This window comes from Paenibacillus glucanolyticus NBRC 15330 (genome assembly GCF_004000885.1).
GTDB lineage: Bacteria > Bacillota > Bacilli > Paenibacillales > Paenibacillaceae > Paenibacillus_AQ > Paenibacillus_AQ glucanolyticus.
Genome location: NZ_BIMC01000007.1, coordinates 144,987 through 161,634 on the forward strand (window position 1 = coordinate 144,987; position 16,648 = coordinate 161,634).

General features: G+C 50.5%; 13 protein-coding genes. All 13 read right to left on the bottom strand.

Annotation, left to right across the window (positions count from 1 at the left end; all coding sequences use genetic code 11):
• Nucleotides 1-179 precede the first annotated feature (179 nt).
• Nucleotides 180-1,403, bottom strand: coding sequence for a glycosyl hydrolase family 8 (locus PGL02S_RS13255; protein ID WP_006207882.1), 1,224 nt, complete (start codon nt 1,401-1,403; stop codon nt 180-182).
• Between the two features lie 401 nt (nt 1,404-1,804).
• Complete coding sequence (locus tag PGL02S_RS13260; protein ID WP_036643935.1) at nt 1,805-2,827, bottom strand: zinc-dependent alcohol dehydrogenase; 1,023 nt, start codon at nt 2,825-2,827, stop codon at nt 1,805-1,807.
• 20 nt (nt 2,828-2,847) lie between these two features.
• Nucleotides 2,848-5,088: a helix-turn-helix domain-containing protein gene (locus PGL02S_RS13265; RefSeq protein ID WP_036643938.1), complete on the bottom strand. Its 2,241-nt coding sequence runs from the start codon at nt 5,086-5,088 to the stop codon at nt 2,848-2,850.
• A gap of 65 nt (nt 5,089-5,153) precedes the next feature.
• Nucleotides 5,154-6,032, bottom strand: coding sequence for a carbohydrate ABC transporter permease (locus tag PGL02S_RS13270; protein ID WP_036643940.1), 879 nt, complete (start codon nt 6,030-6,032; stop codon nt 5,154-5,156).
• Nucleotides 6,026-6,991 (bottom strand): ABC transporter permease, encoded by a 966-nt coding sequence (locus PGL02S_RS13275; RefSeq protein ID WP_036643943.1) that lies wholly within the window; start codon nt 6,989-6,991, stop codon nt 6,026-6,028. Before PGL02S_RS13275 ends, PGL02S_RS13270 begins: the two co-directional genes overlap by 7 nt.
• Nucleotides 6,992-7,071: 80 nt before the next feature.
• Nucleotides 7,072-8,688 carry an extracellular solute-binding protein gene (locus PGL02S_RS13280; protein ID WP_036643947.1) on the bottom strand — a complete coding sequence of 539 codons (1,617 nt, stop codon included), beginning with the start codon at nt 8,686-8,688 and terminating at the stop codon, nt 7,072-7,074.
• A gap of 528 nt (nt 8,689-9,216) precedes the next feature.
• Nucleotides 9,217-10,149: an L-serine ammonia-lyase, iron-sulfur-dependent, subunit alpha gene (gene sdaAA, locus PGL02S_RS13285; RefSeq protein ID WP_036643951.1), complete on the bottom strand. Its 933-nt coding sequence runs from the start codon at nt 10,147-10,149 to the stop codon at nt 9,217-9,219.
• Nucleotides 10,146-10,829 carry an L-serine ammonia-lyase, iron-sulfur-dependent subunit beta gene (sdaAB, locus tag PGL02S_RS13290; RefSeq protein WP_036643953.1) on the bottom strand — a complete coding sequence of 228 codons (684 nt, stop codon included), beginning with the start codon at nt 10,827-10,829 and terminating at the stop codon, nt 10,146-10,148. Before sdaAB ends, sdaAA begins: the two co-directional genes overlap by 4 nt.
• A gap of 39 nt (nt 10,830-10,868) precedes the next feature.
• Nucleotides 10,869-11,951 (bottom strand): dihydrodipicolinate synthase family protein, encoded by a 1,083-nt coding sequence (locus PGL02S_RS13295; protein WP_036643955.1) that lies wholly within the window; start codon nt 11,949-11,951, stop codon nt 10,869-10,871.
• On the bottom strand, nt 11,951-12,967 hold the full coding sequence (locus PGL02S_RS13300; protein WP_036643958.1) for an NAD-dependent epimerase/dehydratase family protein: 1,017 nt from the start codon (nt 12,965-12,967) through the stop codon (nt 11,951-11,953). The genes PGL02S_RS13295 and PGL02S_RS13300 overlap by 1 nt, the downstream gene beginning before the upstream one ends.
• Before the next feature lie 204 nt (nt 12,968-13,171).
• Complete coding sequence (locus PGL02S_RS28190; RefSeq protein WP_006207870.1) at nt 13,172-13,312, bottom strand: hypothetical protein; 141 nt, start codon at nt 13,310-13,312, stop codon at nt 13,172-13,174.
• A gap of 40 nt (nt 13,313-13,352) precedes the next feature.
• Nucleotides 13,353-14,684 carry a hypothetical protein gene (locus tag PGL02S_RS13305; RefSeq protein ID WP_036643960.1) on the bottom strand — a complete coding sequence of 444 codons (1,332 nt, stop codon included), beginning with the start codon at nt 14,682-14,684 and terminating at the stop codon, nt 13,353-13,355.
• Between the two features lie 252 nt (nt 14,685-14,936).
• The gene (locus PGL02S_RS13310) at nt 14,937-16,559 is read right to left on the bottom strand and encodes a Na/Pi cotransporter family protein (protein WP_006207868.1); all 1,623 of its coding nucleotides are present in this window, start codon (nt 16,557-16,559) and stop codon (nt 14,937-14,939) included.
• Nucleotides 16,560-16,648 lie beyond the last annotated feature (89 nt).

Sequence of the window (16,648 nt, forward strand, 5' to 3'; positions counted from 1 at the left end):
AATATAAAACGTTTTATATTTGATAAGATATTAACATTGCCTGTTATGGAATATCAATCCTAAATCTCATTATTTTTATTAACAAATATAATAATGGGAGGAAAGACCTAAAAAACCCCTGATCTATTACGGATCAGGGTTTTATTTTATATTTTAATGAAATTAAATCAGGGAATCACTCAGTAGCTCCACCAGTTACCCGACATCACAATCATGGAGAACAGCTTGATGCTCTCCTCATAATATCCCTCTGCAGATGCGTTCGTTGTGTAACTCCACACAGAGTTCAACCAGCTCTGATGACTGGATGAAGTCATGGCGCTCACGCCGAACGGTGCATAGAAGGCTCCGCTGTTATAGGTCACCAGCGCGGTGCCGTTCAGATTATATCCTGCCTTAACATTAGCCGGATTGCTGCTCGTAGCTGATTTAATGAAGGTGTTCATTTTGTTCAATTGATTCAGTGCACGTGAATCGCCTGTCATCAGGTAATCGGTTGTTATCCGCCAAGGGGTTCGGGATGAATTGTAATAATATTTCCCATCGTTTGCTCCCTCCAGGAATCCCGCTGCAGCAGGCTGATAATTACTGCCTGACATGACAACGAAATCCGGCAGCAAGCCGGTATTCGAGCTATAACCGTTGTAGATCGAATTGATGATGGTATAGGTCTTGTTAATGACGTTATCCCAGCGAGCATCGCCTGTGGCCGACCGGAATGCCTTCATATGATTTAGCATGAAATCCGATGGGCGGGTGGCGGTGTTGTAGTTACCGCTCGTAGCCCAATCGCCAAGCCGCAGCGTCCATTGCGACTGGTTCACGTCGTTGCTCATAATCGCGTTAATGATATTTTTGGCCGCTTGCAGGTAATTGATCGAGCCGCTGCTTCCCCACTGCTTGTCCGCAAGCAGAAGGGCATAAGCAATGTCCATGTCGCCGTCCGTTGCCGAATTGGCTCCCTCGATATTCTGGAAGCTGCTGTTCTGTTTCCATGCCATTAAATACGGATTGTTATCACTAGGGTGCGCTTTATAATAACGATAAAGTCCATCAAAATACGTCTGTGCATTACTGTCATACCCCGCCATGAGAACGGTGAATAACATGCCGTAGCCATGAGCCTCGGACACCGTCTCCCCTGCGGAATTGTATTTCACATAATATTGTCCTGAAGCAGCCGGTTTCAAGAACGAGCCCTTCCAGCTGTTCCACTTGCTCTGAACCGCATTGTCCATCACAGTCTGTGTCACATGATTAGGCTTAATGGAGCCGCTCGTATAGGTTGTATGCTGAGGAAACGGCTTGTTGGCCGCCATAGACAATCCGGCTGGCAGAACCATAACCACGGCACAGAGCAATACCACAGATTTACGAATAATTGATTTTCGGAATAGCTTCATCAAATTTCGCTCCTTTGATTTTCGAATAGGAAATCTATTACCATGGCAACCTGGTAAACCGGTTTCGGATTCGACCACCACCCTTCCCAATTATCGATGGAAACGAGGAGACTGATTATATGTATGCGCTACCAATAAAAACGGATATGTACCTTCTTTCATATAAAAAGAGTGCATATCCATATCTACTATTATTATAATATAACTGTATATTATTGTAAATTGATAGTTTGTATATTCCCCTTATTCCGGACAAGCAAAAAAAGCTGTCCTCCCGCAGTGAAAACACGGCTTGAAGAGACAGCTATCCGCTACCACTCTCTATTCTTTGCAGATTGTTGCAAGGCATGGCTTGCAATGACAGTTATATCCATTCCACCCCGATATCGGCGGGTTCCGCATTAAGCTTCTGCACCCACTGGATCATCATCATATTTAAAAATCGTTCCCAGTGTTGCAGATCCCGGACCATACCGCTCATAAGCCTTGCCCGCTTCATCCACGGGGATTACATACGAGATCAGCGGTTTAACCGTTATTCTCCCTTCGGCAAGGAGACGAATATATTCGGCGATGTTGCGCCCTTCCGTCCAGCGCACGAAACCAATCGGATAATCCGTATTGCGGAGTTCATAATCCGTTTCATACCGGCCGGGACCTCCTGCGCGTGATATGAGCACCTGTGCCTCCTTGCCAAACATCGCTTCCCTGGAATAACTCATGGATAAATCACCGACCATGACGATTTTGCCCTTATCCCGTATCCATCCCATCGAGGCGTTCATGAGCTCCTCCCCAGGTCCGTTCGCACACAGAATCACGCTGTCAACTCCATGTCCGCCGGTCATAAGCTGAATCCGCTCCTCAAGCAGCTCCTGACTGTCATACGCATAGGGAATATACCGCTTCATCTCCTTCACCCGTTCCGGGTTCAGATCAAGCCCCGCAACGGGGCAGGCTGACGCGTGGGCAATCTGGGCAATCATCTGCCCGAGTATGCCAAGACCGACAATCACTGCCGATTCGCCGAAATGCAGATCCGCTACTCGCAGGGCATGGATGGCAATCGCCCCAAGCCCGGCAAAGGCAGCCTCCTTCGGATCCACCCCATCCGGGACAGCAGCCGTCAGGTTGGAAGGCACTGCAAGCCACTGGGCATGACGCACGTAAGGCGCCCCATAACAGGCCACCCTTTGCCCGATGGCAAGCCCCTCCACGCCAGCGCCCAATGCCTCGATAATCCCGACAGCGCTGTAACCCATGATGACTTTTTGATCCGATGCTCTTCGAATAAAGCTCATTTCCGTACCCGGGCTGACCGCCGAATATTCGGTACGAACAAGCACATGACCTGCCGGCAATCCGGCCGGCTTGTCGATTTGATCCACGATAACTTCTCCAAGAATGGTAGCCACAGCTTTCATACGAACCCTCCCACTTCGCTTTATTTTCCTGATGCTTTTCGATATTCGCTCGGCGAGACGCCGCTATATTTCTTAAAGGTCGTTGTAAACGTGGATGAGTTCGAATACCCCGTCTTCTCTCCGATTTCGGCAATGCTTAAGTCCGTGTTCCGAAGATACTCCCGCGCATGCGATAATCGGACCTTGTTCAAATACTCCACGTAGTTCACGCCAAATGTTTTCTTGAAATAATTCGAAAAGTATTTCGAACTGGTATCCAGCACTTCAGCCATATGATCCAAATACAAATTCTCCATATAATGAAGTTCGATATATTGAGAGATGAATGCGGGATTCAGCTTGCTTCGCGGGTCATGGTTCCGCGTATTTGCCACCACGCGCATCACCTCGATCAGCGCCTTCTGAAGTTCTTCACAGGTAAATGCCTGATCGACCTTCCTGATGAAATCACTCTCCAGCCGGAACAGCTCATGGCGGTCGGCAGACGGCGAATCTGCCTGCTTCATGACAAGAAAGAACATGCTCTTCGTGACGTGAACCATCTGATGATGATGGATCTGAAGATTCACATTGTGCTGAAATATGTCGTTCACAATCTGCAATCCTTCATCCACTTTGCCGCTGAGCATGCAATTGCTCAATTTCTCAATCTGCTGGAGGGGATAATAAAGATCCGGCACATAGCGGATCTGCTCGGTATCTACCATATCCGTGTCCGCATTCACGTTGCGGTACAGCAGGCCGTCCTGAATGTTCCGATAGGCTTCACGGCAATTGCTGATCTTGGATTCATAGGTCCTGCTGACACATCCCCATGCCTTAAACGAATCGGCAAACTCCCGGTTGAACATATCGATGTATTCTTCGAACCCCCGTACCAGCTGCCTGCGCTCCGAGGGCTGGCCCAAGCCAATTAACGCGAGGAATTTCAGCTGTTCCACATGATAAACCACCGCATGCCCATAACGCTCCTGCAGGCTGCTGCGAATCTGAGCCGTCAGCTCCTCCAAGACAAATCCCAACTTGACTGCCTCCTTACCCGACGCCTGCAAATACACGGCCGCCATCATAAAATGACGGCACTGAAAAAAGTGCGTGTAGTGCTTCTGCATCTGCATTTCCTGCTCAAGTGAATGGTGATGACCATCCAGCGTCTGCAGGAATACGCTGCGGCGAATATCTTCATCCACCAGGTCCATCTGCTTCTTCAGGGATTCATTCTCCCGTTGCACCTTGATGATACCGCTTTGAATTTTCACAAAATCATTTCCTTTAAGCGAACTGCCCCCGAGCAGGCTCACAATGTTCTTCACCGGCCGGTACAGGTAAATACTCAGCAGCAAGGAGAGAATTGCGGCCAGCACAATCGCGCCGTACATGATCCACCGGTTGGCGTTTGTGACGGAATCGATATTCTGAAACTTATAAGGCAGCTTGTTTATATAGATGAAGCCGTTATAGTCCGATTTGTAGAAGTTGTATTCATAGTTGCCGTGAGTCAGGGAAGCCTCCTGGGAAGGATTGAAGTAGACATCGTTCAGGATATCCACCAGATCCAGATTCTCCTCCGTGCTCAGAATGACGTTCTTGTCCGCATCCATCACGATAAGCGAGGCGCCTGGCATCATCGAATGCAGATCGATCCCCTTGAGCAGCTTGTTCACATTAATCAGAACCATGAGGTTCTTATTCGACATCCTGACCTTGTTGCTGTCGACAGCGATCATCAGATTTCTTCCGAATCCGCTGGCCATATCCGCGTAAACCTCAGCGGGAAAGACCGTAAGCTCATGCTCCGACCGGGTGAAGGTCTTCCAGAACATGGAGTTGAACTTCTGGGACTTGTACCTTCTGTCGAACAAGGCATCCAAATTGCTGGTCCCGCGGCTCGTAATCGCCAGATCATGATCGTCAAACGAAACGATCACATCCTCCACGATATCCATGTTCGAAGCAAAACTTGCGATGCTGTCCCGAAGCGAGATAACCTTCTCCATGTCCATCGAGCCGTTATCCAGCTTCACCCGGTCCGAAGGAAGCGAGTGAATGTTAAAAATCAGATTGTTTACAGAGGAGAAGTGGGTGTCGAACGACTGAATTATATTTTTGATCACCATCCGGTTGTTTTCGCTCACCTTGTCATAAATTCCGTTGATGGAATTTTTGTACACAATGTAATTGAATATGAACATGATGCCGATGACGAGCTGCAAAGCGAAAAAAATCTGAAGCAGCCCCCTGCTCGCGATCAATCGATTCATTCGGAATCACCTCTCTTGGATGTCATTCCTTCATATTCAACAAGCGCGGTCCTTGTCCCTTCCTGTCATCCCTTCTCCGAACCCAGCATAACCCCTTTCGCAAAATACTTCTGGGCAAACGGATAGATGAGCAGCACCGGAATCATGGACAACACAATCGTAGCGTTCTTCATGGCCTGCGGCGCCAATGCCGAGGAATCAACCAAGCTTGCATTATTGCCGCCTTCACTGAATATCAGCATGTCCCGGAGCACCACCTGCAGCGGATACATGTTGGCATCGTTCAGATAAATCATGGGGATAAAGAAGCTGTTCCAATGCCCCATGAAATAAAACAACCCGATGGATGCCAGTGCAGGCTTCGAGAGGGGAATCACGATCTGGAACAGGATACGGTATTCAGACGCTCCATCCACAACGGCCGCTTCACGCAGTGATTCGGACATATTTTCATAGAAGCTTTTCAAGATCAGAAGCTCAAAGGTCCAAATCGCATTCGGAAGTACAAGTGCCCATACGCTGTCAATCAGCCCTAGTTCCGACACAATGAGATAATTAGGGATAATTCCCGGATTCAGAAACATGGTCAGAATGATGGCCAGCAAAAAGAAATTGCGACCGAACATATCCCTGCGCGCCAGCGGATAGGCTGCTATGGCTGTCAGCAACAGATTGATTGCCGTTCCGAGCGCTGTGTACATCAACGTGTTCAGGTAAGCCCGCGGAACCCGGTTATCCGTCAGGACCTGGGCGTACGCCTCCAGATTGAACCCTCTGGGAAACAACGTAACGTGGCCTTGCACAACCTCCGAGGTTGAACTGAGTGAAACCGCCGTAATGTAAATGACCGGATACACCGTCACGACGGCCAAACTGAGCAGAATCAGTGTATTGATCACATGAAACAGGGAGATGTTTCTGAGTCTGAACCGCTTGCTTACCATAGTCCGCTCCCTCCCAATCTCTTGCTTAAATAGTTGGACGACAGGAGCAGAATCATAGCCACCAGCGCCTCGAACAGCCCAACCGCAGTCGCATAACTGTAATTCGCCTCCAGAAGTCCTTTGCGATACACATAGGTGGAGAATACGTCCGCCACCTCATAGGTCATCGGGTTGTAGAGCAGCAGCACCTTCTCATAGCCGATACGGAGCATCGATCCGGTCTTCAGAATGAACATGATAATGATGGTAGGCATCATGGCCGGTATCGTAATCCTGAATATCATATGGCGCCTCTTCGCACCGTCGACTTTGGCTGCTTCGTACAAGGAAGGACTGATCCCGGCGATGGCAGCCATATAGATGATCGCTTCATACCCGACGTTAGCCCAAATATCCGAGGACACATAGATGGTCCGGAACCAATTCGGATCGATAAGGAAGTATTTCTTCTCAAACCCGAGGGAGGCCAGCAGCTGATTCAGGATGCCTTGATTGGGCGAGAGAAAATCGATAATCATGCTGCTGATAATGACCACGGACAGGAAAGAGGGGAGGTAGCTTAGCGTCTGAACCGACTTCTTAAACCATTTGATCCTCACCTCGTTCAGGAGAATTGCCAAAATGATCGGGAACGGAAATCCGAAGATCAGATTGTATACGCCAAGCAGCAGGGTGTTCTTGAACAGCATCCAAAAATCAGCGCTGCCGAAAAATTTCTCGAAATGCTTCAGTCCCACCCAATCACTCTCCAATATGCCGGTGAACACGCTGTAGTCCTTGAAGGCAATGATCATGCCGTATAGCGGCCCATATCGGAAAATGAGGTAAAAGAGCAGGCAGGGGATCAGCAATATCAGCAGCTGTCTGTCGCGCTTGATATGCAAAAAGGCTGCAGTCGTTCGCTTGGCAAATCCGGCACGGGGCCGGGCATTATTCGTTTTGGTGCCTGCACTGGCCATGGGGTAACCTCCTTAAAGCTGAAGGGGCAGCATCGGTATAAGAACGGATACTGCCTACAAGCAGCTTTATTCTGTCTTCATTACTTGGATGCATTTGCCTCATCAAATCGCTTCTGTGCGTTGTTGAAAATTTCGACCAATTGGGAAGCCCCTTGCTTCTCGGCCGCTGCCTGCCATTGCTGCCACTCGGCATCTCCATAATTCTTGTTCAGAATGTATTTGGAATTGAACTCATTCGCCGATTTGTTGAGCGCGGTATGAAGCTCGGCAATCTTAGATGTTTCCTCATCCGTAAAGTTCAGGATGGGATCGTACGGCTCAAAGTTGCCTGCATTCAGGCGCTTATCCTGCGCTTCCTGCTCCTTCTCCGTAAAGTTGTAATACACACTGCGTTTGTCGGAGTTTACATACATCCCCTGCAGCCACAGTCCATAACGGTCCTCCAGCACTTTAATGTCCACGAGCGGTACATCGGTAAGCTCCGGATAAACCGCCTTATCGCCTTCGATCTTGAATGTCTCTCCTTCAACCCCCATCGTGACAAGAGTCGCACCCGACGGACTGGTTAAATAATCAAGAAGCTTGAGCGCTGCTTCCTTGTTATCGTTGTTGGCTACAGCAATACTGAAGCTGTTGTCGATCTTGGGCAGTGTAGCCCCATTGCCTGTCGGTCCAACCGGCGTGCCGTAACGAAGATTATAATTCGGGTTCTGATCCTTAATCTGGTTGTAGAACAGGTCGAGTCGGCCAATCCAGTCAAAAGTTACGAAAGACTTGTTGCCGGATGTCATCTTGGCTGTCCAGGACTCATCCGTATCCGTCAGAAATTCAGGGTCCATCAACCCTTCGTTGTACAGCTTCTTCATGAAATCAATCATCTCTTTATGTTCCGGCTGGATGGAGGCATACTTCCACTGCTTGGATGCCTCGTCATAATAAGTTGGATAATCTTTGCCTCCAAGCCCCCATCCGTAAGACCAATCACGGAAGATGAACTCTTTGGTTTTCGAGGCGTAGGGATAGGAGTCCGGATGGGCTTCTTTCAGCTTTTTCAAAGCATCATAGAATTCTTCCGTCGTGCTCCATTCTTTTATGCCAATTTCATCAAATACATCCTTCCGGTACAGAAAACCGTGATTGACGTCGCGGTTGATATTGGCAATCGGCCAGGTGTAAATATTGCCCTCTTGATCGCCGAAGGACGATATGACCCACGGATTCTCCTCGACATACAATTTCTTGAAGTTTGGCAGCATATCGATGTATTCATTGATAGCAACGACCGCATTTTGCTGACCGATCTTCTTGAGTTCCGATGGCGTAAGCCCGTGGAATACGTCCGGAAGCTTGCCGGAGGCCACCGTCACTCTCAATTTATCAGCGAAGGTTGCCGGTGAATATGCTTGAAAGTTCACCTTGATTCCCGTCCGTTTCTCTATTTCTTTGGCAATGAGGGAATCATTCAAATTGGTCTTCTCGCTCGCAACCATCCACGTAATCGTGGTTGGTTTATCCACGAGCGGAAGCGCAAGCCCGCCGGTATCCCCGTATTGGTCAGGATCTGCCGGAGCCGAAGGAGACGGTGCCGTTTCTCCGCCCGCTTTCGGAGCCGCCCCTTTATCTCCCCCGCTGCATGCTGCCAGCATCGAAACGATGAATGTGAACACAAGTACCATGCATAGCCATTTTTTTGTCATGTGCTTGCCTCCTCTAAATCTATTCTTTGTCATTGAATTCCACTGACTGAACCTGTGCGCAATCGCTATTCTACCCCCGTCATTCTTCTCGTCATTTCTCGCTGCAGTATTCTGCTGACAACATGTTCAATGTAAGATACTCCCTATCACTCCTCCTCAAGTTGTGAACTCCCTGTCCCAAACAGGGAATATTCTAAAATGGTTCAGGCAGCTGCTGCCGATTCTCCGGCACGTCTTTTTCCACCCATCCACATCATAAAAACGCTTCCATCATTCGTAAAGCAGTGTATTTCTGCGAGATGCTGTTTTTTTTCGCTTTTTGAGGTCCCAGCGCTGAAAACCCGCACAGCATCAGGCATTATTAACATGTGGAAAATGCTAAAGCAGTAGAAATAGATAAAAAAATAGAGGGATTTCATAACGAAATCCCTCACGAAGCATGTTAAATTTCTTCTCTTCTATCATCGTACATTCACGGGGCAGAACACTTAGGGAGTTTTATTGCAGCGGGTCACAGAGGATGTAAATTCACTCACCCGGTTGATCTTTTTTTGCTTTGGCACCCTTTCCCCTCAGTTTCTTGCCTTCCTTGCCGTACAGGTCCTTCAGGATTTTTTTTCCTGTCGGTGTCTGTGCAAGTCCGCCCTTCGCCGTTTCCCTATGCTTGGACGGCATGGCCGTGCCCACTTCCAGCATCACGTCAATCACTTCATCGGATGGAATGACGCTGCGTACGCCGGCAAGCGCCATGTCTGAAGCAGCCAGTGCCGTCACGGCACCGAAGCCGTTGCGCACGATGCAGGGGATCTCCACCAAACCGCCGACCGGGTCACAGATAAGCCCGAGGGAATTCTTCAGTGCGAGGCCTACAGCATGAACGGCCTGCTCAGGCGTGCCGCCTCGCAGCTCTGTCAATGCTCCTGCTGCCATGCCGATGGCCGAGCCGACTTCCGCCTGACAACCGCCCTCAGCACCGGAAATAAAGGAATTGTTGGCAATCACATATCCGATCGCGCCTGCACTGAACAGCCCCATAACCAGGTGCTCGTCATCCCAGCCAAACCGCTCCTGGGTACTGACAAACACTCCGGGAATGATGCCGCATGACCCCGCAGTCGGTGTAGCCACGATGCGTCCCATTGAAGCATTCACTTCCGATACAGACAAGGCATAAGCCAGTGCCGTACAAGCATCGATGCCCAGCGCGGGTACGCCGCTGCTCATATACTGATGAACACGAACCGCATCCCCGCCGGTCAGCCCGCTTTTGGAAGGGACCGGTTCATGAATTCCCCGGTGGACCGCTTCCTTCATGATGCCGTAGTAGTCGGCCATCTGCTTGAATGTCTCTTCCTCGCTCTTGCCGGTCTCCTTGATCTGCTCCTTCAGCATGAGCTGGCCTATTGTAACCTGATCCTCCCGGCAGCATGCGATAATCTGCTCCAGTGTAGAGAATTTCATGACTGTACCTCCTCTGCGGTCAAATCCGCAACTACGACGCGATGCACACTCGGCAGTCCTTCAATATGCTTCATCAGCTCAACAGGAACAGCCTCATCCGACTCGACTACCGTCATGGCATCGCCGCCTCTTCCCTTACGATCTACATCCATATAGGCAATGTTCACGCCGCCGCCCTCCAGGAGTCTGGTAATATGGGCGACCATGCCCGGCGTATCATCATGGAAGACCAGCAGCACCGGATAATTCATCGTAAACTTGACGTCAAAACCATTCACGCGCAGCATCTCCACACTGCCTCCGCCAATGGAAGCGCCTGCAATGATATCGGTATGCTCCCCGTCTTTCAGTCTTAACTCCACGGTATTCGGATGAAAGGCCACATTCTGTGCGGTCCTGAACTTGAGTTCGATGCCTGCCGCTTCGGCAAGCTCTATGGAATTTCGGATACGCATATCGTCCGTGGCAAAATCAAGCAAGCCGCCCACGACAGCCAAATCGGTGCCGTGACCGCGGTAGGTTTCAGCAAAAGAACCGTAAAATACAATTTCCGCCTGATCGGGGAACGCTCCAAATATGCGCCGCGCAGCTCTGCCGATCCGCACGGCCCCTGCGGTATGAGAGCTGGACGGCCCTACCATACTGGGCCCAATAATAGAAAATACATCTTTAAACCGCATGCGCGATTCCCCACTTTCGACTATTCTGCCCTCATTGTATCAGTCCGCGAGCCATCTTTCCAAGTGCTCTTGAATAAATTCATCATCGTTCAAATGCGGATAGTCCCGGTAAACTCTGTCAATCTCCGCGGATTGGCCCGGAGAAAGCGTTTCATTCGGATTCAGGCACCACGTGCCTCGCAGCAGCCCCTGCCTGCGGAGCACCTCATGAATGCCTGGAATGCAGCCTGCAAACTGATGCGCAGGATCGAAGAAGGCTGCATTGGAATCCGTGACCTCGGCATTACGGGTCAGCCATTCCTTGGCAAGGTGCTCCTGGCTGCGTGCTTCCTTGATCTCTTCCAGCAGCTTCACCGCTTTATTCGTCCAAACCGCCCAGTGACCGAGCAGACCGCCGACAATTGGCTTGGTGACCATCGTTCCGTTCACCCGGAACCCATACGTTGTCAGCAGATCATTAACGATGTTGTCATCGTTCCCCGTATACAGCGCAATATCCTCGCTGCGGCTTGAATAACAGACGGCACGAACGACGTCAATCGTCTGGTAGCGGTTGAAGGGAGCCATTTTGATAGCAACGATATTCGGAATTTCAGCGAATGCTCGCCAGAAGTCGAACGAGAAGATATTGCCGCCAACCGATGGCTGAAGATAGAATCCGATCACCGGCATGATGCTCGCAATTCTTTCCGTGCGCTCCAGAATGTCCTCCTCGCTCCAGCCGTTTAAGCCGCCCATACTGAGAAGAACCGCATCATAACCAAGCCTGCGAGCAACCTCCGTCTCCTCCACCGCCTGTTCCGTCGGACCACAGACTCCGGCCACCATGATAAAGGGTCGAGCAAGCGCAGCCTTTCGAATTTCCTCTGCTGCAAGACGCAGCACGGGTTCATACAGATCGATGCCTTTGTCTCGAATCTCGAATTGAGTGGAATGAACACCTACCGCAACACCTCCTGAACCGGAGGCGGCATAATAGCGGGTTAATGCCCGCTGGCGGCGTTCATCCAGCCTCCGGTTCTCATCCAAGGCAAGCGGGTGCGCCGGAATAACGAGTCCTTCATGAAGGGCCTTCAGCTTCTCGGGCGCCAGCTGCTGGGCTGTAGGGACCTGTCCTCTCATTAGAATTTCCCCTTTCTCTCTTGGAAGTGAGTCGGCTTATTCCAGCTTGCGCCGCCGGATAACACCCATTCGGCGGTCCAGTCCAGCATCTGCAGCAAAGACACCCTCGGATAACCGAACAGCTGGTGCGATTTCGAAGCATTGTTCAGGAGCGCCGTTTCGGACTCGGTGCCCGTAAAGCTCACTTCCTTGCCCATTCGTGCAGCCAGTTCCTGCGCCGCCCAGCGGATCGACATCGTTTCCGGTCCGGTAACGTTAATGATTTCGGGCGGCGTGCTGCAATGCAGGAGTGAGCGGAGCGCCATTTCGTTGGCATCCCCCTGCCATATCATATTCGCATGCCCCATCGCAAGGTGAATCGGACGATCCTCATGGATCGTTTTGGCCAATTCATGAAGAACGCCATAGCGCATATCAATCGCATAATTCAAACGGTACACCGCCATCGGAGTTCCATTCTTGTGAGAGAAGTACTCAAAGACGCGCTCTCTTCCCAGGCAGGACTGCGCGTACTCTCCGACCGGCTCCGGTGCCACGGATTCGCTGACTCCGCCGCTGCTCACCGCTGAGAACGGATACACATTTCCCGATGAGAACACCACCATGCGGGATGTCTTGAATTTCTCGGCCACCCGGCCCGGCAAATAGGCATTCATCGCCCAGGTAAAATGTTCACGGCCCGTTGTGCCGAATTTATTCCCTGCCATGTAGACCACATTGGCAGCTTCGGGCAGCTGCTGGAGCTCATCATCGTTCAGCAGATCGCATGAAATGGTCGCTACGCCCACCTCTTCCAATTCGCGTCTGGCTTCGGCATTGCTAAACCGGGACACCCCTATGATCCGCTTGCTGCCACCGCCTTCACGAACGGCATTAGCAGCAAGCTTCGCAAGGCTTGGGCCCATTTTTCCGCCGACGCCCAGCACAAGGATATCGCCCTCCAAAGACGCCAGATCGGTAACAAGCTGCTCTGATGGCTCAGCCAGCTTCGCTTCTAATTCCGCAACGGTTAACATCAACAATCTCCTCCTCCGATATGTAATTCCCCTTCATCATACGGCCTTACTCAATATAAAGACAAATCTTTTAATCGTCTTTAAATAAGATTGGTTGATGGGAAATGATCTCCGGTTGTCTCCTTCTCGGGAGAGATTTATCGTTAGGGTCTTCGCAACAGGTACAGAAACCCTTATCCATGCATGAAAAAAAGCCCCCTGATCTCAGGGAGCAAACGAAATGTTCAGCACAATATATCGAAGCACAAAGAAGGCAATGATGAAGGATGCTGCCAGTCCCAGCAGCGTAAATATAAAGATTTTCTCAAAGCGGGAAAACTTAGCTTTCGTTCTCGTACTCTTCAAGACATCACCTCATCTACCATTATAGCGTATATATGATAGCTTATTCCAGAAAGGTGAACCGGAAGATTTGTCTGGGTCTCCCCCGCGGCACCTTCTCGATCCCCGCGATTTTGACCAGATCATTGTCCGTCCACAGCTGGAGCAGCCGGTGTGCACTCCGAACGGTAATATCCAGCAGATGGGCAAGCTCATGGACCTTGTATTCGTATTTACCCGAGCGTGCGCGCTGGTTCAGCAGTTTGCTTAAATAGGCGCTGGTCATGCCCGCGTCCTCTGCCCGCTTGATCAGCTCCGCATCGGTAAAAGACAGCACCTCCTGCACCGGATCGGCCATCTCCAGCGGTCCAATCAGCGTTCCATCTTCCCGTACGATGAAGCAGGCGTTGCCGCCCACCTCCTTCGCTTTGCGCATCGCGATGCGTGCGTTAGTCCCCGCCAGACTGGCCGATTGGCCGAAGCCCATGCCGATGCTGAGCGAAATGCCGTAGGTTTTGTTCACGTCTTTGGCCAGGGGAATGGTTTTGTAGCCACCGGTTTCCCGTTCGAAGATGCCCCGCGTTGTAAAAAACAAATACTCATCCCCGCCCAGATGGGTCAGATAACCATCAAGCGACTCCACATAATCCAGCACCATTCGGTGGATGTCCAGCTTCAGCTTCTGGACTTCATGCTCATTATTCCTTCGCAGTGCCTGGGCGCCGAAATCATCTATATTGATCATGCCGACCACAATCTGGCCCTCCCGACTCCGGCGGGAGGCCGTAGACAACAAAGCCCGTTCCAGCGATACCACAATATCCTGATCGGAAGGCAGCAGCCATTCATTCGGTATCCCGAGCTGTGTCAGCTCATCGGCTACAGACTCAACCCCGGTAAACGCAACAGAACTCGTGCCGGATTCATATTGAGACCGGTGAAAGGCAATCAGGCTCTGCTTCGGGGCATAGGCAGGCCCATCGTATACGACAGCCTGTACAGCAGGAATGCCCAGATCCTTCATGGTCCGAACCACCATCGCCTCTGTTAACGTATCCACCGATATTCCTCCTGCAAGCCTTCCCCTCTGTCCGGCATAAAATAGGGCTTTATACAACCCCGCGTCCGTAACGGGTACATAATGAACCGGAATTTCGACTTGGCCGAGATCCTTCACCTTACGCTGTGACAACGGATCCGAGAGGAACATTACCTCGACCTCGCTTCCGATTCGTTCAGCCAGGGCAGGTGCTTCAGCCTCATCCTGAAATACAAGCGGCACAGGGTCAAAGGAAGGAAAGGTTTCAATGACCTTCAAAATCTTGTCAACGATCGTCTGGGTTCCAATAATGCCGATACGGATTTGCTGGACAGGGGTACGGTTACGCTCTGTCATGATTCCTTCACTCCCATCATTCCCATTTCCGAGAAGCCGCATGGGGCAGGCAGGCACGGATACCTAAATCATACCCGCAATCGGAAATTTGGCAAGTGAATGCAGCCCCATTCGTAAACTCACCCCTGCACCAATCCGGTGATTCAGTCAGGCGTACACGATAAGGAAACAACAAACAGCGCTGCCATGCTTGTCCCCCAAGTTTCAAGTGGACCGACATGATCAGCGCTGCTTTTATGAAATCAACCTATATTAAGTTTGTTCTTCGTGCATGACGAATTGAGCAATGTTTTTGCTGTGGTCCCCGACACGCTCCAGGTTGCTCAGAATATCCAGATATACCGCTCCGGAGTTGCCTGTGCACAGATTCTGGTTCAGACGCTGAATGTGACTCTTGCGGAATTTGACCTCCATCTCGTCCAGTTCCCGCTCATAATCCAGTACCTCCTGCGCCGCAGTCACGTCATTATGCTCCAGTGCGGCAAGTGCCCGTTCCACCGCCTTGTCGGCAAGGGTGAGCATCTCTTTCAATTCACGCCCGGCTTCTTCCGAGAATTCAACCTTTTTATTAATGCTGAATTCAGACAGCTCTACGATGTTTTCCGCATGATCGCCAATCCGCTCAATATCATTCACAAGCTGGAACCAGCCGGAGGCTTTCTCCGATTCACCCTCGGGCAGGCCGTTCTGCTGCTGGATTTTCACCATATAATCGGTAATTTTCCGATTCAGTTCGTTAATGAGCTCTTCCTTCTGCAAGGCAAGCTCCCCCACTCGGGATTCCCTGCTGAAAAAGAAGGTTGACGCATCATTAAGCGTCTCACGGGCATACTGCCCCATGCGTAAAATCTCATGCTGGGCTTGTCCAAACGCAACCGCCGGCGTCGCCAGCAAGCGTTCATCCAGATAAATCGCCTTGAATTCAATCTCCTGCATTTTGCCCGGAATAACCTTGGTTACCAGCCATGCCAGAGCCGGAATTAATGGCAGGAAGATCAAGGCATTGGTTGTATTAAAGATTCCGTGTGCGTATGCAATCTGCATCCGGATATTGACGCCTTCGCCAAGCCACAGGACCAGGGAGTGCACGGGCACCAGCAGAATCATAAAGATAATGGCTCCAATGACGTTAAAAATAACGTGTACCAGCGCTGTGCGCTTCGCTGCAACCGTGGCCCCGATGGAAGCCAGCACCGCTGTGATCGTTGTGCCGATATTATCGCCAAACAGGATCGGCAGCGATCCCTTCAGACTGATCATGCCTTCATCAGCAATCGTTTGTAATATACCGATGGTTGCGCTGGAGCTTTGGACAATCATCGTGAATACAGTACCTACAATAAGAGCCAATAAAGGCTGGTCCTGCAGCTGGATCATAAAGTCCGTAAACGCAGGAAGCTCGCTAAGCGGCTTCACGCCGCTGCCCATGGTCGACAACCCCAGGAAAAGGGTCCCGAAACCAAAAACGACTTGGCCAATATATTGAAATTTCTTCTTGTTAAAGAAAAATAAAAAGAACGCACCTACTGCAATAATAGGCAAAGCGTATTCTTCAATCTTGATTCCGACGATAAAAGCAGTCATGGTTGTTCCGATATTGGCCCCCATGATCACGCCGATTGCCTGCTTAAGCGTCATCAATCCTGCATTAACCAACCCGATGGCCATAACGGTTGTTCCCGATGAGGATTGGATAAGAATCGTAACCCCGACCCCAACCAGCACGCCCAGCACCGGGTTGGATGTATATTTCTCCAGCAACCCGCGCATCTTGTCTCCTGCCGACTTCTGCAGCCCGTCCGACATATATTTGATGCCGAATAGAAAAATACCCAAGCCGCCTACAAACTTAAATAGGATGTCTTGCCAATCCAAGAGATAAATCCTCCTTCTGATGTTACACACGTAGTAAGGTTATAAAAAACCCTCTAATAATTTAGCACAATTTCCAGATAAGATATACC

What these genes read in the sequence shown, in the direction of transcription:
- PGL02S_RS13305 (WP_036643960.1), bottom strand. Translation starts at nt 14,684, where the DNA reads ATGACAGAGCGTAACCGTACCCCTGTCCAGCAAATCCGTATCGGCATT.
- PGL02S_RS13280 (WP_036643947.1), bottom strand. Translation starts at nt 8,688, where the DNA reads ATGACAAAAAAATGGCTATGCATGGTACTTGTGTTCACATTCATCGTT.
- PGL02S_RS13270 (WP_036643940.1), bottom strand. Translation starts at nt 6,032, where the DNA reads ATGGTAAGCAAGCGGTTCAGACTCAGAAACATCTCCCTGTTTCATGTG.
- PGL02S_RS13255 (WP_006207882.1), bottom strand. Translation starts at nt 1,403, where the DNA reads ATGAAGCTATTCCGAAAATCAATTATTCGTAAATCTGTGGTATTGCTC.
- PGL02S_RS13265 (WP_036643938.1), bottom strand. Translation starts at nt 5,088, where the DNA reads ATGAATCGATTGATCGCGAGCAGGGGGCTGCTTCAGATTTTTTTCGCT.
- PGL02S_RS13260 (WP_036643935.1), bottom strand. Translation starts at nt 2,827, where the DNA reads ATGAAAGCTGTGGCTACCATTCTTGGAGAAGTTATCGTGGATCAAATC.
- PGL02S_RS13275 (WP_036643943.1), bottom strand. Translation starts at nt 6,991, where the DNA reads ATGGCCAGTGCAGGCACCAAAACGAATAATGCCCGGCCCCGTGCCGGA.
- sdaAA (WP_036643951.1), bottom strand. Translation starts at nt 10,149, where the DNA reads ATGAAATTCTCTACACTGGAGCAGATTATCGCATGCTGCCGGGAGGAT.
- PGL02S_RS13300 (WP_036643958.1), bottom strand. Translation starts at nt 12,967, where the DNA reads ATGTTAACCGTTGCGGAATTAGAAGCGAAGCTGGCTGAGCCATCAGAG.
- PGL02S_RS13295 (WP_036643955.1), bottom strand. Translation starts at nt 11,951, where the DNA reads ATGAGAGGACAGGTCCCTACAGCCCAGCAGCTGGCGCCCGAGAAGCTG.
- sdaAB (WP_036643953.1), bottom strand. Translation starts at nt 10,829, where the DNA reads ATGCGGTTTAAAGATGTATTTTCTATTATTGGGCCCAGTATGGTAGGG.